28 protein-coding genes, 1 tRNA gene, 1 pseudogene and 1 other annotated feature are annotated in these 24,171 nt (G+C 59.6%); of the genes and pseudogenes, 20 read left to right on the top strand and 10 right to left on the bottom strand.

What is annotated here, in order from left to right; genetic code table 11:
• Window positions 1–351: 351 nt before the first annotated feature.
• Window positions 352–855 (top strand): annotated as a pseudogene (locus ACW5W8_RS02225) (tetratricopeptide repeat protein); the annotation flags it as partial.
• A 230-nt stretch (window positions 856–1,085) separates the two neighbouring features.
• On the opposite strand, the gene ACW5W8_RS02220 reads toward ACW5W8_RS02225, so the two are convergent.
• Window positions 1,086–1,162: transfer RNA gene (locus ACW5W8_RS02220), tRNA-Arg, on the bottom strand.
• A gap of 50 nt (window positions 1,163–1,212) precedes the next feature.
• The gene (locus tag ACW5W8_RS02215; RefSeq protein WP_498626197.1) at window positions 1,213–2,367 is read right to left on the bottom strand and encodes a flagellar assembly protein FlgT; all 1,155 of its coding nucleotides are present in this window, start codon (window positions 2,365–2,367) and stop codon (window positions 1,213–1,215) included.
• Between the two features lie 206 nt (window positions 2,368–2,573).
• On the opposite strand from ACW5W8_RS02215, the gene ACW5W8_RS02210 reads away from it, so the two are divergent.
• Both ACW5W8_RS02210 and ACW5W8_RS02205 read left to right on the top strand, forming a co-directional pair.
• Window positions 2,574–3,194, top strand: coding sequence for a FlgO family outer membrane protein (locus ACW5W8_RS02210; protein ID WP_498626196.1), 621 nt, complete (start codon window positions 2,574–2,576; stop codon window positions 3,192–3,194).
• A 10-nt stretch (window positions 3,195–3,204) separates the two neighbouring features.
• Window positions 3,205–3,630, top strand: coding sequence for an LPP20 family lipoprotein (locus ACW5W8_RS02205; protein ID WP_041208020.1), 426 nt, complete (start codon window positions 3,205–3,207; stop codon window positions 3,628–3,630).
• A 77-nt stretch (window positions 3,631–3,707) separates the two neighbouring features.
• Here the strand turns inward: ACW5W8_RS02205 and pheA are convergent, their stop codons facing one another.
• Window positions 3,708–4,880, bottom strand: a complete 1,173-nt coding sequence (gene pheA / locus ACW5W8_RS02200) for a prephenate dehydratase (RefSeq protein ID WP_498626194.1) — start codon at window positions 4,878–4,880, stop codon at window positions 3,708–3,710.
• 38 nt (window positions 4,881–4,918) lie between these two features.
• Window positions 4,919–5,040: a sequence feature (Phe leader region), on the bottom strand.
• A gap of 169 nt (window positions 5,041–5,209) precedes the next feature.
• Between pheA and ACW5W8_RS02195 the strand changes: the two genes are divergently transcribed.
• The 17 genes from ACW5W8_RS02195 to ACW5W8_RS02115 all read left to right on the top strand — a co-directional run bounded on the left by ACW5W8_RS02195 (window position 5,210) and on the right by ACW5W8_RS02115 (window position 18,331).
• Complete coding sequence (locus tag ACW5W8_RS02195) at window positions 5,210–5,821, top strand: HAD family hydrolase (protein WP_498626192.1); 612 nt, start codon at window positions 5,210–5,212, stop codon at window positions 5,819–5,821.
• An 18-nt stretch (window positions 5,822–5,839) separates the two neighbouring features.
• Window positions 5,840–6,118, top strand: coding sequence for a DUF6482 family protein (locus tag ACW5W8_RS02190; RefSeq protein WP_498626191.1), 279 nt, complete (start codon window positions 5,840–5,842; stop codon window positions 6,116–6,118).
• Window positions 6,119–6,197: 79 nt separating this feature from the next.
• Complete coding sequence (locus tag ACW5W8_RS02185; protein WP_498626190.1) at window positions 6,198–7,034, top strand: adenine nucleotide alpha-hydrolase family protein; 837 nt, start codon at window positions 6,198–6,200, stop codon at window positions 7,032–7,034.
• A gap of 106 nt (window positions 7,035–7,140) precedes the next feature.
• Entirely contained in the window at window positions 7,141–7,713 is a 573-nt protein-coding gene (locus ACW5W8_RS02180) for a DUF3157 family protein (protein ID WP_498626188.1), read from the top strand.
• Between the two features lie 189 nt (window positions 7,714–7,902).
• Window positions 7,903–8,550, top strand: a complete 648-nt coding sequence (locus tag ACW5W8_RS02175; protein WP_498626186.1) for an autotransporter — start codon at window positions 7,903–7,905, stop codon at window positions 8,548–8,550.
• 180 nt (window positions 8,551–8,730) lie between these two features.
• Window positions 8,731–9,678: a YbgA family protein gene (locus tag ACW5W8_RS02170; RefSeq protein WP_139463029.1), complete on the top strand. Its 948-nt coding sequence runs from the start codon at window positions 8,731–8,733 to the stop codon at window positions 9,676–9,678.
• A 145-nt stretch (window positions 9,679–9,823) separates the two neighbouring features.
• Window positions 9,824–10,711 carry a MerR family transcriptional regulator gene (locus ACW5W8_RS02165; RefSeq protein ID WP_498626184.1) on the top strand — a complete coding sequence of 296 codons (888 nt, stop codon included), beginning with the start codon at window positions 9,824–9,826 and terminating at the stop codon, window positions 10,709–10,711.
• Window positions 10,708–12,129 (top strand): deoxyribodipyrimidine photo-lyase, encoded by a 1,422-nt coding sequence (phrB, locus tag ACW5W8_RS02160; RefSeq protein ID WP_498626182.1) that lies wholly within the window; start codon window positions 10,708–10,710, stop codon window positions 12,127–12,129. The genes ACW5W8_RS02165 and phrB overlap by 4 nt, the downstream gene beginning before the upstream one ends.
• A gap of 1 nt (window position 12,130) precedes the next feature.
• Window positions 12,131–12,559, top strand: coding sequence for a nuclear transport factor 2 family protein (locus ACW5W8_RS02155; RefSeq protein ID WP_498626181.1), 429 nt, complete (start codon window positions 12,131–12,133; stop codon window positions 12,557–12,559).
• Entirely contained in the window at window positions 12,556–13,290 is a 735-nt protein-coding gene (locus tag ACW5W8_RS02150; RefSeq protein ID WP_335843426.1) for an SDR family NAD(P)-dependent oxidoreductase, read from the top strand. The genes ACW5W8_RS02155 and ACW5W8_RS02150 overlap by 4 nt, the downstream gene beginning before the upstream one ends.
• On the top strand, window positions 13,287–14,546 hold the full coding sequence (locus ACW5W8_RS02145) for an NAD(P)/FAD-dependent oxidoreductase (protein WP_498626180.1): 1,260 nt from the start codon (window positions 13,287–13,289) through the stop codon (window positions 14,544–14,546). Before ACW5W8_RS02150 ends, ACW5W8_RS02145 begins: the two co-directional genes overlap by 4 nt.
• Entirely contained in the window at window positions 14,543–15,325 is a 783-nt protein-coding gene (locus ACW5W8_RS02140; RefSeq protein WP_498626179.1) for a DUF1365 domain-containing protein, read from the top strand. The genes ACW5W8_RS02145 and ACW5W8_RS02140 overlap by 4 nt, the downstream gene beginning before the upstream one ends.
• Window positions 15,325–16,581, top strand: a complete 1,257-nt coding sequence (locus ACW5W8_RS02135; RefSeq protein WP_498626178.1) for a class I SAM-dependent methyltransferase — start codon at window positions 15,325–15,327, stop codon at window positions 16,579–16,581. Before ACW5W8_RS02140 ends, ACW5W8_RS02135 begins: the two co-directional genes overlap by 1 nt.
• A gap of 2 nt (window positions 16,582–16,583) precedes the next feature.
• Window positions 16,584–17,060 (top strand): DUF2878 domain-containing protein, encoded by a 477-nt coding sequence (locus ACW5W8_RS02130; protein WP_498626177.1) that lies wholly within the window; start codon window positions 16,584–16,586, stop codon window positions 17,058–17,060.
• Window positions 17,057–17,278 carry a TIGR02450 family Trp-rich protein gene (locus tag ACW5W8_RS02125; protein WP_005338671.1) on the top strand — a complete coding sequence of 74 codons (222 nt, stop codon included), beginning with the start codon at window positions 17,057–17,059 and terminating at the stop codon, window positions 17,276–17,278. Before ACW5W8_RS02130 ends, ACW5W8_RS02125 begins: the two co-directional genes overlap by 4 nt.
• Window positions 17,235–17,777: a chalcone isomerase family protein gene (locus ACW5W8_RS02120; RefSeq protein ID WP_498626176.1), complete on the top strand. Its 543-nt coding sequence runs from the start codon at window positions 17,235–17,237 to the stop codon at window positions 17,775–17,777. Before ACW5W8_RS02125 ends, ACW5W8_RS02120 begins: the two co-directional genes overlap by 44 nt.
• A gap of 14 nt (window positions 17,778–17,791) precedes the next feature.
• Entirely contained in the window at window positions 17,792–18,331 is a 540-nt protein-coding gene (locus ACW5W8_RS02115) for a DUF3833 domain-containing protein (protein WP_193859518.1), read from the top strand.
• A 73-nt stretch (window positions 18,332–18,404) separates the two neighbouring features.
• On the opposite strand, the gene nqrM is transcribed toward ACW5W8_RS02115, so the two are convergent.
• The 7 genes from nqrM to ACW5W8_RS02080 are packed head-to-tail and all read right to left on the bottom strand — an operon-like array spanning window position 18,405 to window position 24,168.
• A complete protein-coding gene (nqrM, locus tag ACW5W8_RS02110) occupies window positions 18,405–18,629 on the bottom strand; it encodes a (Na+)-NQR maturation NqrM (RefSeq protein ID WP_005338668.1) in 225 nt (74 codons plus the stop codon).
• 9 nt (window positions 18,630–18,638) lie between these two features.
• The gene (locus ACW5W8_RS02105; RefSeq protein ID WP_107682463.1) at window positions 18,639–19,676 is read right to left on the bottom strand and encodes an FAD:protein FMN transferase; all 1,038 of its coding nucleotides are present in this window, start codon (window positions 19,674–19,676) and stop codon (window positions 18,639–18,641) included.
• Window positions 19,677–19,679: 3 nt separating this feature from the next.
• A complete protein-coding gene (nqrF, locus tag ACW5W8_RS02100; RefSeq protein ID WP_498626175.1) occupies window positions 19,680–20,903 on the bottom strand; it encodes an NADH:ubiquinone reductase (Na(+)-transporting) subunit F in 1,224 nt (407 codons plus the stop codon).
• Between the two features lie 32 nt (window positions 20,904–20,935).
• The gene (gene nqrE, locus ACW5W8_RS02095) at window positions 20,936–21,532 is read right to left on the bottom strand and encodes an NADH:ubiquinone reductase (Na(+)-transporting) subunit E (RefSeq protein WP_431361087.1); all 597 of its coding nucleotides are present in this window, start codon (window positions 21,530–21,532) and stop codon (window positions 20,936–20,938) included.
• Window positions 21,533–21,535: 3 nt separating this feature from the next.
• A complete protein-coding gene (locus tag ACW5W8_RS02090; protein WP_005338644.1) occupies window positions 21,536–22,168 on the bottom strand; it encodes an NADH:ubiquinone reductase (Na(+)-transporting) subunit D in 633 nt (210 codons plus the stop codon).
• Window positions 22,161–22,949, bottom strand: a complete 789-nt coding sequence (locus ACW5W8_RS02085) for a Na(+)-translocating NADH-quinone reductase subunit C (RefSeq protein ID WP_498626174.1) — start codon at window positions 22,947–22,949, stop codon at window positions 22,161–22,163. Before ACW5W8_RS02085 ends, ACW5W8_RS02090 begins: the two co-directional genes overlap by 8 nt.
• Window positions 22,939–24,168, bottom strand: coding sequence for an NADH:ubiquinone reductase (Na(+)-transporting) subunit B (locus ACW5W8_RS02080; RefSeq protein ID WP_498626173.1), 1,230 nt, complete (start codon window positions 24,166–24,168; stop codon window positions 22,939–22,941). The genes ACW5W8_RS02085 and ACW5W8_RS02080 overlap by 11 nt, the downstream gene beginning before the upstream one ends.
• Window positions 24,169–24,171 lie beyond the last annotated feature (3 nt).

Here is a 24,171-nt window from a genome sequence, read left to right as displayed (position 1 = left end):
TTGTGCGATACGCGACGAAGCCCAAGCCTTGCTGACAAGTAGTTAGCCAGGAAGTTTATTGTGATTACCTGAACAAATCGCTCCATGGGTAGTCCAATGTGCCTACCCATCACCCAGCGTAATGACGGAATTACATGTCTATCAATCCGAATCCACCTTTGCCGCGTTACTTGCAAGTAAGCACATTGGCTGCACGAACAGCCGCGAGCAATCAGCGCCCGTGAAGCCGCAGACGTGTTTGGCGTCTCGCCTTGGTCCATAGAGCGAGATTTTGCCAGGGTTCGAGCGTTGTCCGGGATCGTTGTGTTCGATGAGCAACGAGTACCCAGCAAGGGTGGGCAGCAGTATCTACTGCGGGTGCTGCAGGTAGACCGGAAACAGCAGATCTATTGGTTAGGGAAGGCTGCTGACGGTGGCGTACCCAAGGCGTTGTTCGAGCTGGTGGATCTACAGCATAAATAAGGTGAACTGGAGCAGGCCAGAGCCAGTTATGCCAAGGCTGCCCAACAAGGACACATTCTCGCGCAGTACACCTACGGTGAAATGTTACGCCTGGGACAAGGTGGCAAAGAGGATTACGCACAGGCACTCAAACAGTATCGCATGGCTGCCCAGCAAGGTGACCGCCAGGCCCAATACTGAATGGGGACATTGCGTGAGGAAGGCTTGGGGGCCCCGCGTAACCGGGAGCATGCCTATGCTTGGCTGTCACTGGCGGCGACAGAAGAAATGCCTGAGGCAGTACAGGCCCGTGATGAACTGGAAGCCACGATGACCAAACCGGAAGTAAAGCAGGCTCAGAAGCTGTCGGAGCACTGGTTTGGCAAGATGTCATCAACGGTTAAGAAAAGCTAAAAAAGAACATAGAAGGAAGCGACTAAGCAGATTGAGGTGTTCTGACAAGATCGGACGCGCCATAGCTGGTCATGTGCTTGATCGCAGAGATGCTTGCTGGGTCTTGTTCAGGTGAGCTGGATAAGTACACCAAAAGCTACAGTTCGTTAAACAAGTACGCCAACAAGTACGCCAGGGCCAAAAACGACCAAGGGGTTAGCATCGTGATGATACTAACCCCTTGTTTTATATGGTGCTCCCGACTGGAGTCGAACCAGTGGCCTGTCCCTTAGGAGGGGACCGCTCTATCCTACTGAGCTACGGGAGCATTGTGGCGGGCATTATACAAGAAGCAACTCCCTTTTAAACCCTTGATTCTTATTCCAATACTGCCAAATCCCCATTCTGGATGTTAAACGGCGAATATTTGTTCTGGCTGCTGATGATGGCACCATCATCGAATACCTGCACCACTTCGAACAGGCCGTCGGCCGGGTTGCGCATCATCCGTGACTTGCCGTAGGGGTCGATAAAGTCGGCGTTGTGCTGGATGCGGAACTGGTCACCGAGTTTGACACCGTTACGCCTACCCAGGTTGATGTAGGGGCCCCGTTCATTCTGACCGACTATGCGGGCCGTGACCGGAGCGCAGGTGAGTTGTGCAACCAGATCCTGAGCGGCTTGCTGCAACTGGTAGCTGACCTCTTGGCCGTAGCTCGATTGCCAGAACTGGCCGCTGCTGCTGCCCACCTGTTCCCGTTTGCCGAAGGTCCAGGTGGCGCGCCCTTCGTAGACCTTGCGGTTGACCAGACTGCCGTTGATGCCGTCGAACAGGTAGAGCTGCATGCGAAAGTTGCGTACGGGATCCTCATACCAGCTGGTTAGCTGGTTGCCCTGCGGCTCGATGGAGAGATCGTCGATGCTGCCGAGTACCAGGTACTGGCTGTCGGTGCGCAGGCTGAGTGCCTTGATCTCCTCGAGGGCGCTGCGATCCCCCTGTTGCAGATGGAGCGGATCGATGCGCAGGTTTTCATCTAGCCACTGGCGCACCGCGACTCCTTGCGGGGCGTTGGCGAGGGCTTCGAACAGCCGGCGTGAGAGGTTTTCCGGCATGTCGTCCATGGCGCCGTAGCTAGCTTGGTCCGGATAGCGCATCCGCAGCCTCACCAGTGTCAAATCCTTGGCGAAGTGCTGGGTCTGGCAGATCTGGCGCTCGGCCAGAATATCGGCCACCAGGGTGATGTACATGCGGCCATTGCGCACCTCTTCCCGCTTGAGCCGGTACTGACGAATGTCGCCGCCGGAGCGGATCTGAATCTGCTCTGCGCGCAGACTGCCATTTTCCAGACGCTGGACGCTGGAGACAGCGGCGCCGCTTGCCAGCAGTGCCTGACGCAGGGCATCGCGGGTCGCCTGCTCGCGGGCATAGACTTCATCGCCCCCCAGAATGGTGGCGCTGCCCTGTGCTTCGATAAGCTCGGCGCGGGCGCTCAGGCTGGCCAGCAGCAGGGTCAACAGCAGCGGTAATTTCATAGCAGATACCTTGAGTTGGCGGGCAGCCGAGCCATTTTGAGGAAATGGCACCTGCTGGCCGACATGGATCACAACATGTTCCAAGTGGCAGCGCACGTTGGCGCTGACGATGACCATTAAAGAGCAAGAATCATGCCTTATTCCCGGCTCAAGCTTTGGCCGGCCGGTCCGATAACAAGTCAGGTGCAGATACAGGAAAGGTATCCATGAACAAATTCATCACGGCGTTGGCGCTCGCCCTGGCATTGACCGGGTGCGGCTCCGACCCTATCAATCGGGATCAGGGTGACCCCCGCCAGGCGGCGCAGGGGATGGAGCTCAACTGGCTGGTGGCGCGCATGACCGACCAGTTGATGGAGCGCAAATCGCTGACCACCCTGACCGAACCCATCGCGGTGGCCTCTTTCGTCGATCTCGATACCCTGCAGGATACCAACTGGATGGGGCAGCAGATTGAGGAGAGCTTTATCTACGAGCTCAACCGTCGCGGCGAGGTGGTGGTGGACTTCAAGCTGACCGGCAGCATCAAGGTGACGCCGCAGGGGGACTTCGTGCTGAGCCGCAACTATAAGGAGCTCTCTTCCCGTTTGCCGATCTCCCGCATTCTGGTCGGCACCTTCAGCCGCAATAACAAGGGGATCCTGGTCAACGCCCGCGTTATCGACATGCGCACCAAGATGGTGGAGACCACGGCCCAGAGCCTGATCCCGCAAAAATATCTGTTCGGTGCCAACAACTCGTTTGGTCGGGCATCGATCAATCGCGGTTATCTGATGCGTGACAGTCAGGCACGGCCGGGTGGTCATCTGGTCAACCTGACCCCATAAGGAGTGAGTCATGAAGATGTTGTTTGGTTGCCTGTTGGCACTCTTGCTCACCGGTTGCAGCTACAACCGGGTGACGGATTACACCCAGGGCGGCAAGCCCGATGATTTTCCGGTGCTCAAGGCGGTGGGCTATGCGGTGATCGACATCCAGCCCGGCCCCTCTCAGTCGGAGAAGATGCTGCAAGCCATTCGTGCCTCCAAGATGGATGCCTATCGCGAGCTGGCCGAGCAGCTCAATGGTCAGCAGGTGCGCGGTCAGAGCAGCTACCGCGATCTGACCCAGACTTCCAACTCGCTTGATGTGTCGGTCGCCGGCGTGGTGCGCGGTGCCCGGGTGGTCGCCTCCTATCCGCGCGGCAACACCTATGCCACCGAGATGGAGCTCGATACCCGCGCCCTCTACAACATCAATCAGTTGATGGCCGGTCAGTTCTGAGCTGATGGGCTTGGCATGAAAACAGGCATCAAAACAAAAGGCGAGCAGGGTGCTCGCCTTTTGTCGTTGTGGGCTGGTTAGCTCCCCATCAGCACCGGCGGCACTGCGGTGGGTTTCACATCCTCACTCGGGTAGCAGCCAAGCACCTTGATATAGCGGGTGATCTTGGTCAGCTCCACCAGTGCGGCCTGCATCGCCGGGGTGTTGAGGTTGGCGGAGACGTCGAGGTAGAACATCTCTTCCCACGGGTTGCCCTGCACCGGACGGGATTCGAGCTTGGTCATGTTGATCTCGTGGTTGCGCAGTACCAGCAACGCCTCGACCAGCGAACCCGGCTTCTGGGAGGTGGACATGATGAGGGTGGTCTTGGCCGGGATTTGCGGCGCCACGTCGATGGGCTTGCGCGCCACCACGATAAAGCGGCTGTAGTTCTCTTTCTGGTTGGCGAGCTGCTCGGCCAGCACGTCCAGACCATACAGTTCACCACCGGCAGCGCTGCCGATGGCCGCCGCTTCCGGGCTGGCCAGCTCTTTCACCTTCATCATGGCGCTGGAGGAGGAGTCGCAGATCTCGTGGCGTGCCCCTTCCAGCTTGCTCAGATAGTGGGAGCACTGCTGGAACACCTGCGGGTGGGCATAGAAGGTCTTGATGCGGCTCAGCTCGGTCGGCACGGCGGTGAGGATACAGTGCTCGATGGGGTAGGTGAGCTCGCCGACGATGGAGAGGCTGGTGTGCTGCATCACGTCATAGACTTCGTTGATGGAGCCCGAGCTGGTGTTTTCGATGGGCAGCACGCCGAAGGCGGCGCGGCCTGACTCCACGGCATCCAGCACCTCGCGGAAGTTCTGGCAGTTCACCTCGATCACCTGATCCTTGTAGCGTGCCAGATATTTGCGGGCGGCCAGGCTGGAGTAGGAACCGCGCGGCCCCAGATAGGCGACGCTGGTCATCGGCTCCTGCTGCTCCGGGTTGAGCAGGCTCTGCAGATAGGCCTGCTGGGAGAGCACCGAGTCCTCGATGATGGTGTGATAGATGCGGGTGATGTACTGGGCATCCAGCCCAAGCACGCGGCCTTGCTGGATCAGGGCGACCAGCAGCTCCTGCTCGCGTTGGTGGTCACGGATGGGGCGCGGGTTGGCTTGCTTGGCTCGGGCTACCTCGATGCTGAGGGTCTTGCGTTTTGCCAGCAGGGCAAGCAGCTCCTGATCCAACCGGGTGATGTCTTGTCTGATCTCGTCGAGCGTTGCCATGATGGTTCTCTATCCAATTAATCGATTGATATTGATGCAAAAAAAAGCCTCCGCGAGGGGAGGCTTGATTCGTCTTTGCTTTCTGTTCACACGACGACAGGCCTTCCCTCAAGCGGGCCGGATAAACGAGAAAGCAAAGAAGAATAGTGCGTGCATAAGAGTGTCCTTGAAGTAACGTCATAACCATTAAGGGATTTGCCGCTGCGATGCAAGTAAAACTTGCCCGCAGCGCGAGATGGGGGCAGGGTATCCGGTCAAGTGGCAGGCGTATAAACGGCCTTATATGAAACTGAACGTTTGCCCGCTTTTCAGAGCCGCAGGAGGTAGGAATGGCGATTATTTTCGATCTGGGACGGGTAGTGGTGAGCTGGGATCCGGTAGGCATAGTGAGCTCGGTACGTGGCCCGCAAGGTGCCGCTCAGCTGGCGGAGCGGCTGTTCAATCATCAGGACTGGCTGGAAGTGGACAGAGGCACCATGTCGCTCCACACCATGGCCCGGGAAGCGCAAGCGCGCACTGACCTCTCGGCGGCACAGAATCTGGCCATTTTACAGGCAGTTCCCGCCTCCCTGCTGCCAGATCCCGCTATGCTAACCCTGATAGCCGAGCTGCACGGGGCGGGGCACACTCTGTATGCCCTCTCCAACATGGGTCATGCCAGCATCGATTGGCTGGAGCAGCATCAAGATTTCTGGCGCTTCTTTAGCGGCAAGGTGGTCTCGGCGCGGGTGCGGATGATGAAGCCGGAGCCGGATATCTATCGCTATCTGCTGGTGTCGTTCGATCTGAAACCGGCAGAGTGCATCTTCATCGATGACAGCCCCGCCAACGTAGCGGCGGCAGAGGCCCTTGGCATCAGGGGCATGGTCTTCACCGACGCGGCGAGTTGCCGCCAGCAGCTGGTTGAGCTGGGCTGTTTGCCCGCCACCGGCAAGGGGTAATGCCCCTTTGGGAGCGTTATGGAGCATGGCCGGTTTCGCAATTGGCTCAGTCACTATCCCGAGGCGACCCTGATCATCGCTTGCAAGGATGGCAGTGGTTATCAGCTCTGTATCGAGGCCCAAGGGGAGTGTCTGTGTCTGACCGACAGCGAGGGGGAGCGCCTGACCTTCACCTCGCTGGATCAGGTGCAGGGTTTCTTGCGAGCCCATCAGGTTCATCAGGCCAGATTGCGAATTTATGACGCCCAAAATGAAGATTTAGCAGCAGAATCGCAGGAAATAATCATCAAGTTTTAATTTTAACCGGACTCTGTAAGGGTCTATTCAGCTTGTTCCCCGCACAATACTGCACCTGTTCATCATTCGGAGCTGTTTAATGGGTGCCAATGTTGTTGTACTGAATCAGGGATATGATCACTCCTTTCAAGCCAGGGAACAGCTGTTGATTGAGCGACTGGCCAGTTTTGACGAGCTGATTGTCTCTTTTTCGGGACGGTTGGAATCCTGCTACAGCATCGATCTGTGCCGTGCCAGCGGTGTCAAAATCCGCGCCATCACCCTCGATAATCCGACCCGCAGTCGTAGCGAAGTGGCCCGTGCCCGGCGTTATTGCCAGCGTTATGGCATCGAGCACTGGGTCATCAAGAGCGACGAGATCATCTTCTGCGATCGCCTGCCCAATATGGAGGGGCTGATCGATCCGGTCCGCCGCATTGGTGAGTATGTGCAGAGTTGCCCGAAGTGGGCGCACCTGCCCTTGCTGATCCCGGCGGCGGTCGAGGAGCGTGATGACTATCTGGCCCAGTTCGGTTCCCTGCCTGGCAATACCATCTGGTTTTTTGCCGACAACGGGGTAATGAGCCGCGATTTTCGCTATGGCTTCAACAAGCGTCAGCTCGGTCGCTGGGGCAAGGGCAGTAACGGTTGCCTCAGCAATCGCTTCACCAATCCACGGCAGCTTGAGCAGCGTTATCTACGGATGGTGGATCAGGCCGAGCAGATGCTGGCCGACATGGGGCTGGACGAGGCACAGGTCTTTTTCCATACCCTGTGCGACTGCTCCACTACGTTGGCCCGGGTGCGCCTGCCCGAGCATCAGCGTGCTCAGGCCTTTGATATGCAATCGGATATTTTGTCTGCCCTCAAGGGGACCGAGTTCGATCTGGTGACCCTGGATATGGCGCAGAAAGAGCAGCACGACCTCGCCATCTAGCCTGCGGGCAAGCGATGCGGGTGCCAGAACGTGAGAGCTGTCATAGGCAAGGGGTAACGGGACTGTTTATACTGTCGCCCTTTCATCCGTTACCGAGCTTCGCCCTATGAAACCCTTGTCCCGTCTGTTGGTTGCCCTGTGCCTCACTCCCGTGCTGGCACAGGCGGCTCCTCTCTCTCAGGTGACGCTGCCCGATGGCCGGCAGGTTCAACTCAACGATGACTTCACCTGGGAGTATCTGGTGGTCAAACCGGCCGAGTCCGTACAGGGCGTGGCTGCTGAAGGGAAGGCTGGGTCTGTGGTGGCCGTCGCTGCTCCGGTGCTGACCGATCAAGCCAAGGCCAATCCGGACCTGCTTGCCCAGATGGCGCGCGACGGTGTGGTGGTCAAGCTGGACAAGATAGAGGGTTCTGACCCGCTGGTGCTGACCTTTATGGTGAGCAATACCGGCACCCGCAATGTGGTCGGTGTGCGCGGCATGGTGACCCTGTTCAGTGCTGACGGGGTGCAGCTGAGCCGTCAGGAGGCCCGCTTCTGGGTTGCCGAGAACCGCCTGCCGGAGACCTATCTGCGCAAGGGGCAAGCCCGTCCGTCACTGGCACTCGAGATCCCCCGTCCTGCCGGAGTGACCGGTCAGCCGCTGGTGCGGGTCGAAATTGACGAGGTGGTCTTCCGCTGATTTGGCGTTGTTCCGGCCCATGCAAACTGCTTGGGCCGGCAACTTGTTGCCGCTGACACCCCCTGCAATATCTGCTTACATCTGACATGGTTCTGCAACAGCTTGCAGCTCGGCAAGCCGGGAACCTGACCGCACAATGACTCCATACCAGCTCGCTAGCAACGGGCCCAATCACATGGAGTTATTATCATGAAAAAAGCAACTGTCTCTCTTCTGGTTCTGGCCGGGTTTGCCTCTACTTCCGTCATGGCGCAGGATGCCTTCAGCTACGCCAAGGGTGGCCTGACCTGGGCGCACACAAAATCCGATTATCTGAACAACAACCTGCTGTTCCCCCGTGATGCCAGCAATCAGGGTACTCGCGATTTTGGCGGTGTGACGCTGGATCTCTCCAAGTCGTTCGCCAACAACTTCTATGGCCGTCTGCTCTCCGAGGGCACTTCTGCCCAGCACGGCAATGACAGCATGGGCATCGGTAGCTTGGGTATCGGTGTGTTTACCCCGCTCAGCACCGGCCTGAACCTCTACGGTGAAACCGGTCTGATGGGCTACACCATGGAGCGCGAGCAGGCCTATGACGTCAAGGGTTGGGATATTGTCACCCGCAAGAGCAGCGGCAGCATGTACGGTGAAGTGGGTCTGCGCTACGACATCGGCGACATCGAGCTCTCCACTGCCTACCGCTACGCCAACATGACCGACGATATGCATGACTTCAAGGTGGGCGGTGCCTACAAGCTCAACCAGAACTGGGCGCTGACTGCCGATTACACCTATCGCAACTGGGATCTGCAAAAAGGTTCCATCTCCAGCCTGGGTGTGAAGTACAGCTTCTAAACCCCCTTCCCGTAGTCCGTAGTGTCTTGATTTTTACCCATGGCGTTCGCCATGGGTTTTTTCTTTTTCCGGTGATCCCTTTTTTCTCCTTGTGTCGTATCAGTCGCAAATAGTTATACAACTTTCATTTTTTTGTATAACTGCTATAACTGAATCAATGCTTATACAAGGAGCGTCATCATGTACAAGATTAAAGTCGGTATCAGTGCCTGCCTGCTGGGACAAGAGGTACGTTTCGATGGGGGCCACAAGCGCTCCAGCTTCTGCGAACGGGATCTTGGCGCTCACTTTGACTATCACCCCGTCTGTCCCGAAATGGCCATTGGCCTCGGGGCGCCCCGTGCCGCCATCCGGTTGGTCAAGCGTCACGGCGAGATCCGCGCCGAGGCGAGCAACGGCAGCTTCGACGTCACCGAGAAGCTGATTGCCTTTAGCGAGCAGAAAGCGCGCCAGCTCGACTTTATCTCCGGCTATATCCTCTGTGCCAAATCCCCCAGCTGTGGTATGGAGCGGGTCAAGGTCTATGGCGCCAACAACGAGGGGAGCGCCAAGGAGGGGATTGGCCTCTTTGCCAAGGCGTTGATGGAGGCCAACCCCCTGCTGCCAGTAGAGGAAGATGGCCGCCTGTGCGACCCCATCCTGCGGGAGAACTTCGTGCTGCGGGTCTTCGCTTACCACGACTGGCAGCAGCTCTGCGCCCGCGGCATTACCGCCTCTGCGCTGATCCGCTTCCACTCCCGCTACAAGTATCTGGTGCTCTCCCACGCCACCACCCACTACCGGGCGCTTGGCAAGCTGCTCGGCAATCTGGGCAAGTCCACCAATTTGCAGGAGGTGGCCGACAACTACATCAAGGGATTGATGACGGCGCTGACCCTGCGAGCAAACCGCCGCAGTCACACCAATGTGCTGATGCACCTGCAGGGCTACTTCAAGCGGGTGCTGACCCCGGCCCAGAAGCAGGAGCTGGCCGATACCATCGACAAGTACCGCACCGGCATCTTCCCCTTGCTGGTGCCGCTCACCCTGATCCGCCACTACCTGCGCGAGTACCCCAATCCTTATCTCGCCGAGCAGGTTTATCTCAATCCACACCCCGATACGCTCAAATTGCGTTATGGGCTCTGAGAATGCTGTTTTGTAGGGTCTAGCAGGTCTATCTCGACCTTCACCCCGACACGCTCAAATTGCGTTACGGGCTCTGGATCCGCTCTGTTGCCCCGGTGCATGGCTTGCGCCGGGGCGCTTCACCCCTCTTTTTGATGGACGTTGTATGTCTGATTTATCGCAAGAAGTTGCTCATCTCGCTGATGAGGGGATCTACCCCATTCGCGAGGTCTCCCGCCTCACCGGCGTCAACGCCGTGACCCTGCGAGCCTGGCAGCGCCGCTATGGTCTGGTGCAACCGGCCCGCACCGAAAAGGGCCACCGCCTCTATAGCGAGCAGGATATCCGCCAGATCGGCGAGATCCTGAGCTGGCTGGAGCGGGGAGTGAGTATCGGGCAGGTGAAGGGGCTCTTGAGCGAACCCCATTCCGAGCCGGTGAGCGATCACTGGCAGCAGACCCTGGAGCAGTTCAGTCAGGCGTTACTCGCCTTCAACCAGCGCAAGGCGGAGGCTGAGCTCAACGATTTGCTGGCGAGCTACCCGTTCGAGCTGGTGCGCAGCCGGATACTACAACCGCTGGTGGAGCGGCTGCTGGGGCTGTGGCGCGAGCGGCCCGATGGCGAGCTACTGCAACAGGTGTGGCTGGGCTGGCTCCATACCCGCTTCGCCCGCCACCTGATCGAGCAGGAGAAGGGCGTGCCGATCACGCTGGCGAGCTGGGGGCAAGTCGGCCCCCTCGATCTGGTCTGGGCCGCCTACGAGTTGATCGGTCAGGGTTATGAGGTGCAACTGCTGGGGGCGGTGGAGCCCCGCCATGCCAGCTTGCTGGAAGGACGTGCCGTTACCCCTTGGCTGGTGCTGCTGGGGGCTGGGCTTGGCAAGCAGGATCTGGCTGCCGGCTGGCCCGCCGGCACGCGCCTGTTTGGTGAGCTGGGGCGCCTCTACGACGATGAGTGGCTTAAAGCCCACAGCTGGCAGGCGAGCCTTGCCGAGCTGATGGCGGATGCCCCAGATGCTGCTGGCACCAGCGGACGCGGGAGGAAAAAATCATGAAACTGGTCTGGTTTCGCTACGATCTACGCCTTGCCGACAACCCCGCGCTACGCCATGCCTGCGCCGGTGACGAACCGGTCGCCGCGCTCTTTATCATCTCCCCCACCCAATGGCGGCAGCACAAAATGGCCCCCATCCGTCAGCGCTTTATGTTGGCGCAGGTCGATGAATTGGGCCGCGAGCTGGCGGCCCTCGGCATCCCGCTCCATCTGCGGCGAGTGGAGACCTTTGCCGAGGCGCCCGCTGCTTTGGCAGACCTCTGCCGCGAGCTGGGGGTGACCCAGCTCTACGCCAATCAGGCTATCGAGATCGATGAGCAGCGCCGCGATCACGCCGTCAGCGCCGCACTGGCAGAGCAGGCAGTGAGCTGTCACTGGCTCAACGGCTGTTGCGTATTGCCGCCGGGGCGGGTGCTGACCGGCTCGGGGGATATGTTCAAGGTGTTCACCCCCTTCAGCCGTGCTTGGCTCAAGGCCCTCGATGAAGAGGGGTTTGTCATTCATCGCGCTCCTGCGTCCCGTGGCGAGCCCTTGCCGTGGCAGCCGCTGGTCGAGCGGGACTTCGTCGATGCCGCCCTTGGCGAACTGACGGCGGATCCCCGCTGGCCAGTGGGGGAGGCAGAAGCTCTGCGTCGTTTGAACATTTTTCTGGAGCAGGCGGTGCTCGACTATGGGGAGACCCGGGATTTTCCTGCCATTGCAGGCACGTCCGTGCTTTCCCCCTATCTGGCGGCGGGCATCGTCAGTCCGCGTCAGTGTGTTTCGGCGCTCCAGCAGCGGCTCGGCTATCGGCCCCAGTCCAAGGCCCAGCCCGGCTTTGTCTGGCTCAATGAGCTCATCTGGCGCGAGTTCTATCGCCACCTGCTGGTACTGATCCCGACCCTCTCCATGAATCGTCCCTTCAAGCCCGAGACGGCGGCCTTGCCGTGGAGCTGGGATCCGGATGCCTTCGCCGCCTGGTGTGAGGGGCGCACTGGCTACCCCATCGTCGATGCGGCGATGCGCTGTCTCAACACCACCGGCTGGATGCACAACCGGCTACGGATGATAGTGGCGAGCTTTCTCACCAAGGATCTCCATATCCACTGGCGGCTCGGGGAGGATTACTTCATGAGTAGACTGATCGACGGGGATCTGGCGGCCAACAACGGCGGCTGGCAGTGGGCAGCGGGTACCGGCGCCGATGCAGCCCCCTACTTTCGGGTCTTCAACCCCACCACTCAGGGGCAACGATTTGATCCACAAGGGGAGTTTATCCGTACCTGGGTAACTGAACTGGCCGATATTCCCGCCGCTTATGTGCATCAGCCCCACGACTGGCTGCGACTCAAGGGGCGACAGGATTATCCGGCACCCATGGTGGATCACGCCGTAGCCCGGGTGAGAGCCATCGAGATGTTTCGCTCTCTGGAGAAATAGGATGAACGAGCCACTGGCCCGCTTTATTGGCCTCTATCAGCAACTGGACAAACAGCAGTTGTACCGCTTGCCCGAGGTCTATGCCGAACAGGTGGTCTTTACCGATCCGGCCCACCGTATCGAGGGGCTGGCGGCCCTTGGCGACTATTTTGCCGTCCTCTATCAGCGCCTCGCCTACTGCCGTTTCGTCATCACCAGTCAGCAGCAGCAAGGGCAGCAGGCCTGGCTCGGCTGGACCATGACCTTCTCTCATCCCAGATTGCGTGGTGGTGAGCCGGTGACTGTGGAGGGGGCCACCCGCCTCGAATTCGACGAGGCGGGCAAGGTGTGCCAGCACCGGGACTATTTTGACCTGGGCGCAATGCTCTACGAGCAGTTGCCGCTGCTCGGGCCCGTGGTGCGCACCATCAAGATGAGGCTTGGCGCATGAGCGGCCGGGTGCTTATCACCGGGGCGACCTCCGGCATCGGTCGCCAGTTGGCGCTGGATTACCGGCGGGCAGGCTGGCAGGTGTGGGGCTGTGGTCGCGATGGTGAACGGCTGCAGGCGCTGGGGCTGGATGGCGTCACGCCGCTGCAGTTCGATGCCCGGGATCTGGCCGCAATGAGTGGGGTGGCTGCCACGTTGCCATCCCTCGACCTGCTGATCCTCAACGCAGGCAACTGCGAGTACATGGATGTCGGCGAGGGGTTTGACAGCGAGCTGTTTGCCCGGGTGATTGAGACCAATCTGACCGCCACCGGCCATGCGTTGGCCGCCTTCTTGCCGTTGCTCGGGGCCGGGTCACGGCTGGCCATCGTCAGCTCGTCGGTGAGTTGGCTGCCGCTGCCGCGAGCAGAGGCCTATGGCGCCTCCAAGGCGGCCCTCGACTATCTGGCGGATACCTTGCGCCTCGATTTGGCCAGCAAAGGGATCGGGGTGACCCTGATCCGCCCCGGTTTTGTCCAGACGCCGCTCACTGCCAAAAATGATTTTCCCATGCCCTGTCTGGTGACGGTGGAAGAGGCCTCCCGCGCCATCATGGACGGGCTGACCGCTGGTCGTCACCAGATCCACTTTCCCCGCCGTTTCATCTGGTTGCTGCGCCTGCTTGGTGCGCTGCCGGTGGGGCTCTGGCTGCGCCTTGGCCGCGCACTCGTATCGAAAGGAAGCCATTCATGAAGAAAAAGATCGCCATCGTCGGTTCAGGGATCTCGGGGCTCACCGCCGGTTTTCTGCTCCACAAACTCCATGACATCACCCTGTTCGAGGCGGCGCCGACTTTGGGGGGGCATACAGCCACTGTCGATGTGGATCTGGCTGGCCGCAGCTATGCCATCGACACCGGTTTTATCGTCTTCAACGATCGCACCTACCCCAACTTCTTGAAGTTGCTGGCACGGATCGGCATGGCGCGGCAACCGGCCGAGATGAGCTTCTCGGTGAAGAGCCCGGAGGGGCTGGAGTACAACGGCCACAACCTCGACACCCTGTTTGCCCAGCGCAGCAATCTGCTGAGTCCCCGTTTCTACGGTTTTGTCGCCGAGATTTTGCGGTTCAACCGTGAGGCACGGGCCTGGCTGGCGGATGGGCAACATCAGGGGGCTGGTCCCGAGCTGACTCTGGGGGATTTTTTGCTGGCGGGGGAGTTTAGCGACTACTTCGCCCGCCACTACATCTTGCCGATGGGAGCGGCGATCTGGTCATCGACCCTGGCCGATATGCGCGCCTTCCCCCTTGGCTTCTTCCTGCGCTTTTTTGCCAACCACGGCCTGCTGGATGTGGCCAATCGCCCCCAGTGGTATGTGATCCCGGGTGGCTCGCGGGAATATATCGGCCCCCTTACCGCGGGTTGGCAGTCGCAGATCCGCCTCGCCTGTCCGGTGCAGAGCGTACGGCGGGACGCGGATGGCGTGGTGATTCAGAGCAGTTACGGCGAGGAGCGGTTTGACGAGGTGATCTTCGCCTGCCACAGCGATCAGGCGTTGGCGCTGCTGGCGGATCCCGGCGAGCGGGAGCAGGCTATTCTCGGCGACATGCCCTATCAGGCCAACGATGTCTGGCTCCATACCGATGCTCGCTGCCTGCCCACCCGCCGCAAGGCATGGGCCAGCTGGAACTATCAGCTAGATGGCAACGACGAGGCGCGGCCGCTGGTGAGCTACAACATGAATATCCTGCAGGGGGTGAACTCGCCGGAGCCCTTCTGCGTCAGCCTCAACCCCAAGGGCAAGGTGGATGAGAGCAAGGTGCTGCGCCGCTTCGTCTACCACCATCCGGTGTTCAATCAGGCCTCCATCGCCGCCCAGCAGCGGCGCGCGGAGATCTGCGGCCAGCAGCACACCCACTTCTGTGGCGCCTACTGGTACAACGGCTTCCACGAGGATGGGGTACGCAGCGCGCTGGATGTCGCCAGGCGCTTCGGAGCCGAGCTATGAACGGCGCCACCGTGGCCACCGAACATGAGCGTACAGACGAACTGGCTGGCGTCACCAGCGCCATCTGGCTGGGCTCGGTACGCCACCGCCGTTTTGCGCCGCGGGCTCACGCCTTCTCCTACAGCCTCTTTATGCTGGGGCTGGATCTCGACGAGCTGCCGCAGCTCGAGCAGGGGCGCTGGTTCGGGGTGGAGCGAGCGGGGTTGCTCTCGTTTCACCGCCATGACTATCTCAAGGGGAGTGAGGGAAGCCTCAAGCAGGCGGTGTGGCAGAAGGTGAGCGAGCTGGGTGGCGATGCCGACCCCGAGGGGCGGGTGCTGCTGCTCGGCAATGTGCGCTGTCTGGGATTCTACTTCAGCCCGGTCAACTTCTACTTCTGCTACCGGCAGGGCGAGGCGCGCTATCTGCTGGCAGAGGTGTCGAACACCCCTTGGAACGAGCGTCACTACTACCTGCTGGATCTGGCGGCGCTGGCGCCCCATGACAAGGATTTTCACGTCTCCCCCTTTATGGGGCTGGCGATGCGTTATCACTGGCGGATCAGGCCGCCCGCGCAGGAGACTCTGATCCATATCGAGAGTCATCCCGTATCCGGTGAAGCCAAGCTGTTTGACGCAACCCTGGCGCTCACTCGCGAACCCTTGTCGCGCAAGGGGCTGGTGGCCCTGCTGGCCCGCTGGCCATGGATGACCATGAAGGTGCTGCTCGGGATCTACTGGCAGGCACTGCGTCTATTTATCAAACGAACCCCGATATTTACCCACCCGGAGAGCCGCTAATGGAACTTGCTCAATCAACCCTCTCTGCCTCTTTCATCGACAAGGGGGCAAGACAACTGCTGCTCAATCTGCTGGGTCGCCTCGAACATGGCCAGCTGCTGCTGCGGGATGGCGGTGAGCGCCACAGCTTTGGCGTCGCTGGCACCGATCTGCATGCCGAACTGGTGGTGCAGGATCCGGCCTTCTATCGTCGCCTGTTGCTGGGGGGCAGCATTGCCGCCGGAGAAACCTGGGTGGAGGGACTCTGGACCAGCCCGGATCCGGTGGCGCTGGTGCGGCTGCTGGCCCGCAACCTGACCCTGCTTGACTCCCTCGAGCGGCGCCTCGGCTGGCTCAGTTTCCCGTTCAACAAGATGCGCCACTGGCTCAACCGCAATACCTTGACCGGTTCGCGCTCCAACATCGCCGCCCACTACGATCTCGGCAATACCCTCTATCAAGGTTTTCTCGACAGCCATATGCAGTACTCGAGCGCCATCTATCCGAGCGCCGACGCCACTCTCGAAGAGGGGCAACAGGCCAAGTTGCGCACCATCTGCGAGCGGCTCGAGTTAGGGCCTGACGATCATCTGCTGGAGATCGGCACCGGCTGGGGCGGCCTTGCTGTCTATGCCGCCCGCCACTATGGCTGCCGGGTGACCACCACGACTATCTCCCGGGCCCAGCATGACTACGCAAAAGAGTGGATTGCGCGGGAGGGGCTGGGGGATCGCATCACCTTGCTGCTGGAGGATTACCGCAAGCTGGAGGGCACCTATGACAAGCTGGTCTCCATCGAGATGATCGAAGCGGTAGGCCACGCCTTCCTGCCCGACTATTTCCGCCAGTTGTCGCGGCTGCTCAAGCCCGGTGGCCGCCTGCTCATCCAGGCCATCACCATCGCCGATCAGCGCCACGCCCAGTATCTACGCGGGGTCGATTTCATCCAGCGCTACATCTTCCCCGGCGGCTGCCTGCCCAGCGTCTCCCAGATGGCGGGGTTGCTGGCGCGGGAGACCGATATGCAGCTGGTACGGTTGCACGATCACGGCCATCACTATGCCCGCACCCTGGCTCACTGGTGCGAGCGTTTTCTGGCGTTGGCGCCCGAGCTGCCCAAGCTCGGTTACAGCCAGGATTTCATCCGGTTGTGGCACTTCTACTTTGCCTATTGCGAGGGGGGATTCTGGGAGCGCAGCATCAGTCTGGTACAGCTGGAGGCCGCCAAGCCGGGGCCCGCTGGCTGGTCGGGTGATGTGCCAGTAAGCGGTCACTGACCATGTGGCAGTGGGCTCACCTGCTGGGGTTCAACCTCTACTGGTTGCTGGCGGTGAAGTGGCAGCAGCCCGGCCCGCTGCTGGCAATCTTGCTGCTGCACTTTATCTTCTCACCCAGCCGCCAGCGTGACTGGCGGCTGCTCCCCATCGCGGTCGTCGGCTGTCTGCTGGATGCCCTGCTCTGGCAGCTCGGCCTGTTCCGATTCCCGTCCGGTTGTCCCCTCTGGCTGGTGCTGCTCTGGCTCGGTTTTGCCCTGACGCTAGCTCACGGTATGCGCTGGCTGTTGCGCTTGCCTCGCTGGCAGCAGGCGCTGTTTGGCGTATTTGGCGGTGCTTCCTCCTATGTGGCGGGGGCTGCCATGGGGGCAGTACACTTACCCTGGGGCATTTGGATCAGTTCGGCGCTGCTGGCAGTGATCTGGATGTGGTGGTTACCCGTACTCCTGTGGGTAATGGTCAAGCTGGAGGGGGAGTCATGACAAACACCTTTTCGACCGACTCGTTGCTTTTTTCCAAATGGACCAAAGAGAGCCAGCATGAGCTCACTGATCGCTTCTATCTGGTGGTTGCCTGCCAGCGGGATGCGCAGGGGCAGCTGGTGCAGGTGGTGATGCAGGATATCAACACCCTGCAGGAACAGGAGATGGACTGGCATGAACTGGAAGACCCCAACCACTGGCATATGGGGTGGAATTAACCCGCTACTGCTGGCGTTTACACTCTTGGCTACAACCGCAGTGCAGGCTTCTGCCGCCCCCTGGCAGCAGCTACGCCCGGTCGGGCAGGGGGAGATGAACTGGCTCTGGTTCAAGCTCTACGATGCCACCCTCTACAGTGCGAGCGGGCGCTATCAGCCCGGGCACTATCCGCAGGCCCTGACCCTCACCTATGCCAGATCCATCGAGCGGGAAGATCTGCTGAGCGCCACTGCCGCCGAGTGGCAGCGACTCGGTCTTGGCTCCGACGCCGAGCGTCAGCGCTGGCTCGGCCGGCTCGCAGCACTCTGGCCCGATGTACAGGCGGGCGACCAGCTCACCTTCTATGTCGACAAGGGCGGGGCAGGCCACTTCTGGTGGCAGGAGAAGTCCCTCGGGACTCTGGCCGATCCACAATTCTCGGCCGCTTTTCTCGCCATCTGGCTGGCTGACAACAGCCGTGATCCTGCCCTGACCCGCCGCCTGCGTGGCCAACCCTGAACATGGAGTCTCTGATGTCCTTCTATCGTGCATACCGCTGGTTGCTGTTGCTCCCCTTTTTGCTGCTGAGTGGCTGTGGTGCCACTCTCGATGACTATCGGGGGCAGGGGCCAAACTGGGATCTCGCCCGTTTCTTCAACGGCAAACTGGTGGCTCACGGCCTGGTGACCGACCGCAGCGGCGAAGTGACCAGTCGCTTTCGAGTCGAGATGGTGGGTCGTTGGAAGGATGGCAAGGGAGAGTTGTTCGAGCAGTTCTACTTTGACGATGGCCGCCAGCAGACCCGTACCTGGTATCTGAGCAAGGGCGATGATGGTCACTGGCGCGGTACTGCTTCCGATGTGGTGGGGGAGGCGATGGGTAAAAGCCAAGGGTTTGCCCTCAACTGGCGTTATCAGCTTGATCTGGCGCTGCCGGATGGCGAGGTGGTGCGGGTGAGCTTCGATGACTGGATGTACCTGCTGGACGAAGATCGTCTGATCAATCGTGCCGAGATCAGCAAGTTCGGTATCCATCTGGGTGAAGTGATCCTCTATATCGAACGTCAGCCCTGACCGTTAACGCAAGATAACGGCCAGTAAAAAGCGCGCCGATAGCGCGCTTTTGTTTACCGAAAAACCAGACTCATCAGATGATGCGGTTCTCTTCCAGCATCTTGCGGCGGGCCTCTTCCTTGGCCATCTTCTTCTTGCGGTTGTCGCAGGGTTCCGGGCAATCGCACTCTTTCTCGATGCCGACGCTACCCAGACCGCCACAGGAGCCGGAGATGGTCTTCTTCTGGAAGATGTAACCGATAGCCATGGCGGCTATCACCAGCATGAATACCCCGAAGGTGATCAGAAAAATCTGCATCTCTACCTCTTACTTCTTGACCAGATAGGGCTTGAAGGCATCGGAGTAAGCCTCTTCAAAGCCGTTGTCCGTCTTGGTGATCACGAAGATCGCCAGACCCCGCTCGTTGGCATAGGCCAGGCTCTTCTCGGTCCCCATCACCATAAACACGGTGGCCAGCCCGTCTGCGGTCATGCAGGAGGGGTGGATCACGGTGACCGATACCAGACGGTGCTGGATCGGTTTGCCGCTGCGCGGATCTATGGTGTGGGAGAAGCGCTGACCATCCAGTTCATAGTAGTTGCGGTAATCGCCGGAGGTGGCCACCCCGTTGTCACCGGGCACGATCACCTCTTGCACCGTGCCGGTGCCTGCGGTGGGCTTCTCGATGGCCACGCGCCAGGGGTGACCCTTGCCGTTGACGCCATTGATCCGCAGCTCGCCGCCAATCTCCACCAGATAGTTACGCGCACCCAGTGATTCCAGATACTCGGCTACCTTGTCCACACCAAAGCCCTTGGCGATGGCAGAGAGATCGACGTAAAGATCCGGAATGTCTTTTTGCAGGGTATCGGCATCCACCGAGGTGATGACGTGCAGGTTGCCCAGACCGGTCTTCTGGCGAGTCTGGGTGATTAGCTCGTCGGAGGGTACCTTGGTCGGCTTCTTGTCCGGGCCAAAGCCCCACAGATTGACCAAGGGGCCAACGGTGACGTCCAGCGCCCCCTGGCTCTCACGGCCAATGTGAATGGCCTCTGTGACGACCCGTGCGGTATCGCGGGAGACCACTACCGGTTTGTTGTCACGGCTCTGGTTGAAGCGCGACAGTTCGGAATCGGGGCGATAGGTCGACATCTGGTCGTTGACCCGCTCCAGCAAGACATCCACCTCAGCTTGAAGCTTGGCCGGATCGTTGATGGCGCTGTCCGCCACCTTGATGGAGTAGTAAGTGCCCATGGTGCTACCGGTGATGTGGATCTCCGGTTTGGATTGGACCGTCTCCTGACCGCACCCAGTCAAGAAAAAGGCTAGCCCGAAGGCTAGCCAGGTCTTTACAACACTGTGCATGGATTAACCACCGAAGTCATCCAACAGGATGTTTTCGTCTTCAACGCCCAAGTCTTTGAGCATGTTGATGACGGCAGCGTTCATCACCGGAGGTCCACACATGTAGAACTCGCAATCTTCCGGTGCTTCGTGGTTCTTGAGATAGTTCTCGTAGAGCACGTTGTGGATGAAGCCGGTGTAGCCGTCCCAGTTGTCTTCCGGTTGCGGATCAGACAGCGCGACGTTCCAGGTGAAGTTCTCGTTCTCGGCGGCGAGCATGTCAAAGTCTTCGACATAGAACATTTCGCGCTTGGAACGGGCACCGTACCAGAAGCTCATCTTGCGCTTGGAGTTCAGGCGACGCAGCTGGTCGAAGATATGGGAACGCATCGGCGCCATACCTGCACCACCACCGATGAATACCATTTCGGCATCGGTCTCTTTGGCGAAGAACTCACCGAATGGACCGGAGATAGTCACCTTGTCGCCAGCCTTCAGGCTGAAGATGTAGGAGGACATCTGTCCCGGAGGGGCAGTCCAGTTGCTCGGCGGCGGGGTTGCGATACGCACGTTCAGCATGATGATGCCGAACTCTTCCGGATAGTTGGCCATGGAGTAGGCACGGATGATTGGCTCATCGACCTTGGACTCCAGCTCAAAGATCTTGAAGCGATCCCAGTCACCGCGATACTCCTCGGGAATATCGAAGTTCTTGTAGTGCACGTGGTGAGCCGGGGCTTCAATCTGGATATAACCACCGGCGCGGAACGGTACGCTCTCGCCATCGGGGATCTGCAGCTTGAGCTCCTTGATGAAGGTGGCCTTGTTATCGTTGGAGATAACAGTACATTCCCACTTCTTCACCCCGAAGATCTCTTCCGGCAGTTCGATATCCATGTCGGAGCGAACGGTAACCTGACAGGCCAGACGCTCGCCATGACGGGCTTCGCCCTTGCTGATGTGATCCAGTTCGGTCGGCAGAATGTCGCCGCCACCGGATTTCACCCGTACCTTGCACTGGCCGCAGGAGCCACCGCCGCCACAGGCGGAGGAGACGAAGATACCGCTGCCAGCCAGCACGCCGAGCAGCTTGCCACCGGCCGGGCTGGTCACAGCCTTGGCCGGGTCACCGTTGATGCTGATTGTCACGTCGCCCGCGGTCACCAGCTTGGACTTGGCGAACAGAATGACTGCCACCAGAGCCAGCAGGATCACGGTAAACATGACCACACCCAAAATAATTTCCATCTATCGTTCCTTTCTGATTGCAGGAAAGCCGATTACAGGGAGATACCAGAGAAGGACATGAAGCCCAGCGCCATCAGACCGGCGGTGATGAAGGTGATGCCCAGACCGCGCAGGCCTTGTGGAACATCGGAGTACTTCATCTTCTCGCGGATACCAGCCAGCGCAACGATCGCCAGCATCCAGCCTGCCCCTGAACCCACACCGTAGACCACAGACTCCATGAAGTTGTAGTCACGCTGCACCATGAAGGAGACGCCACCGAAGATGGCGCAGTTCACGGTGATGAGCGGCAGGAAGATACCCAGCGCGTTGTAGAGTGCCGGGAAGTACTTGTCCAGCGCCATCTCCAGGATCTGTACCAGTGCTGCAATCACACCGATGAAGGTGATGAAGCTCAGGAAGCTCAGATCCAGACCGGATACCAGAGCGCCATCTTTAAGCACGTAGTTGTAGATCAGGTTGTTGGCAGGAACCGCGATGGTCTGCACCACAATAACGGCAATACCCAGACCCATGGAGGTCTTTACCTTCTTGGACACCGCCAAGAAGGTACACATCCCCAGGAAGAAGGAGAGTGCCAGGTTTTCGATGAAGATCGATTTAATCAACAGACTCAGATAGTGTTCCATACCTTAATCCTTCGCCTCCACCTGCTTGGGATCCTTGGTGCGCACGCCCCAAATGATCAAACCAATGATGAAGAATGCACTCGGCGGCAGCAGCAGCAGGCCGTTGGGCACATACCAGCCACCGTTATTCACCAGCGGCAGCAGCTCGATGCCGAACCAGGTGCCGGAGCCCAGCAGTTCACGCACGGTCGCGACGCTCAGCAGAATGGCGCCATAGCCCAGACCATTGCCGATACCATCCAGGAAGGAGGGCAGCGGGGCACTCTTCATGGCGTACGCTTCAGCGCGGCCCATTACGATACAGTTGGTGATGATCAGACCCACGAAGACCGACAGTTGCTTGGAGATGTCATAGGCGTACGCCTTGAGCACCTGGTCAACCACGATAACCAGTGAGGCGATGATCGCCATCTGCACGATGATCCGGACGCTGTTCGGGATCTGGTTGCGGATCAGGGAGATGAACAGGTTTGAGAAGGCGGTGACCGCCATGACCGCGAGGGTCATTACAAACGCAGTTTTCATCTGGCTGGTAACCGCCAGTGCAGAACAGACACCCAGCACCTGCAAGGCGATGGGGTTGTTGCCCAGCACAGGCGTCAACAGCAACTTCTTCATTTCGCTCTTGTCAGCCATTGTTGATTTCTCCTGCACGAACCTTGGCCAGGAAAGGACCGAAGCCCTTGGGACCCATCCAGAAGTCGAAGGTGTGCTGTACGCCGTTACCGGTCAGGGTAGCGCCGGACAGGCCGTCGATATCATGCTCGGAACCTTCCGGAGCATGGCCCTTGATGACGCGCAGCGCCGGCATGCCATTCTGGTCGAACAGTTTCTTGTCCTTGAACAGAGCCTGCCAGGCCGGGTTTTCGATCTCGCCACCCAGACCCGGGGTTTCACCGTGGTCATAGTAGGTGATGCCCTTGATGGTCTGGCCATCAGCGGCGACGGCGACGAAGGCATACATGGTCGACCACAAACCCTGACCGTAGATGGGCAGGATGATGCTGTCGATCTTACCTTCGGCATCCTTGGCGAAGAATACCGGGATCTGCTTGGAGATCTGACGCAGGCTGGCCTTGTCGTCAGCGGCGGCAAGACGGATGCTGCGGGCCGGATCTTTGGCTGCCAGCTTGGTGTCGAAGTTGTCGGCATCGCCGTCAACAAAGTCACCGGTCGCCAGATCCACCAGACGCGCTTCGATCTTCTCGCCATACAGTTTGGCCAGGTCGCGCTTGGCCACTTCGCTCACATCCACACCGGCTACGGCGAGAATGTTGCTCTGCTTGTCCAGCGCCTTGTTTTCCTGCTGGGTGGAACGCAGGCCCACAGCGGCAACGGATACCACGATGGAACAGGCCAGACAGAGGCCGGTGACAACGGTGACGGTGCCGAGGGTTGAATCTTTATTAAACGCCACGAGCAATCCTCCGCTTGATGTTTGCCTGAGCGACGAAGTGGTCAAACAGGGGAGCAAACAGGTTCGCAAACAGAATGGCCAGCATCATGCCTTCCGGGAACGCAGGGTTGACCACGCGAACCAGCACGACCATTACGCCGATCAGGGCGCCATACCACCACTTGCCTTTGTTGGTAAAGGCGGCGGAGACAGGGTCGGTCGCCATGAAGGCCATACCGAAGGCGAAGCCACCCAGTACCAGATGCCAGTGCCACGGCATGTTGAACATGGGGTTGGTATCGGAACCGATGACGTTGAACAGCAGGGAGGTGGCGATCATACCGATCATCACGCCGGCGATGATGCGCCAGGAGGCGATACGCATGTAGACGATCATGGCGGCACCCAGCAGGATCATCAGGGTAGAGACTTCACCGATGGAACCCGGCAGGTTACCCAGGAAAGCGTCCATCCAGCTGATAGCCTGACCGGTTGCACCGTTGATCAGCGACATCTGGCCGCCTTGGGCCCACTGGCTCAGGGCAGTCGCGCCGGAGAAGCCGTCAACGGCAACCCACACGGCGTCACCGGAGATCTGGCCCGGGTAGGCGAAGAACAGGAACGCACGACCAGCGAGCGCCGGGTTCAGGAAGTTCTTGCCGGTACCACCGAACACCTCTTTGGCCATCACCACACCGAAGGTGATACCCAGCGCAGCTTGCCACAGGGGCAGCTCGGGCGGCACGATCAGGGCAAACAGGATGGAGGTCACGAAGAAGCCTTCGTTGATCTCATGTTTGCGCACCATGGCGAACAGCACTTCCCAGAAGCCACCGACCAGGAACGCGGTCAGGTAGATCGGGAAGAAGTGGGTGGCGCCGATCAGCATCTTGCTGCCGATACCGGCAACAGCCGGATCGAGGGAGGCGCCCAGCATGGTCGCCAGGGCATATTGCCAGCTGCTGGCACCAGCAGCCGAGCCCATGTGGGCAATGGCGGCAATCGCCTGGTTACCAACGTTGTACATGCCCCAGAACATGGCCGGGAACACAGCCAGCCACACCATGATCATCATGCGCTTCAGATCGAGCGCATCACGAACGTGGGAGGCGTTGCGGGTAACGCTACCCGGGGTATAGAACAGGGTGTACGCCGCTTCGAACAGGGCATAGTACTTGGCGTACTTTCCACCCGGTTCGAAGTGGTGTTCCATATTTTCAAGAAGTTGCTTGAAACTCATCGC

The sequence above is a fragment of the Aeromonas aquatilis genome (assembly GCF_054052405.1).
Note: the sequence above shows the minus strand (reverse complement) of the source record. Positions and strands in the feature narration are given on the sequence as shown.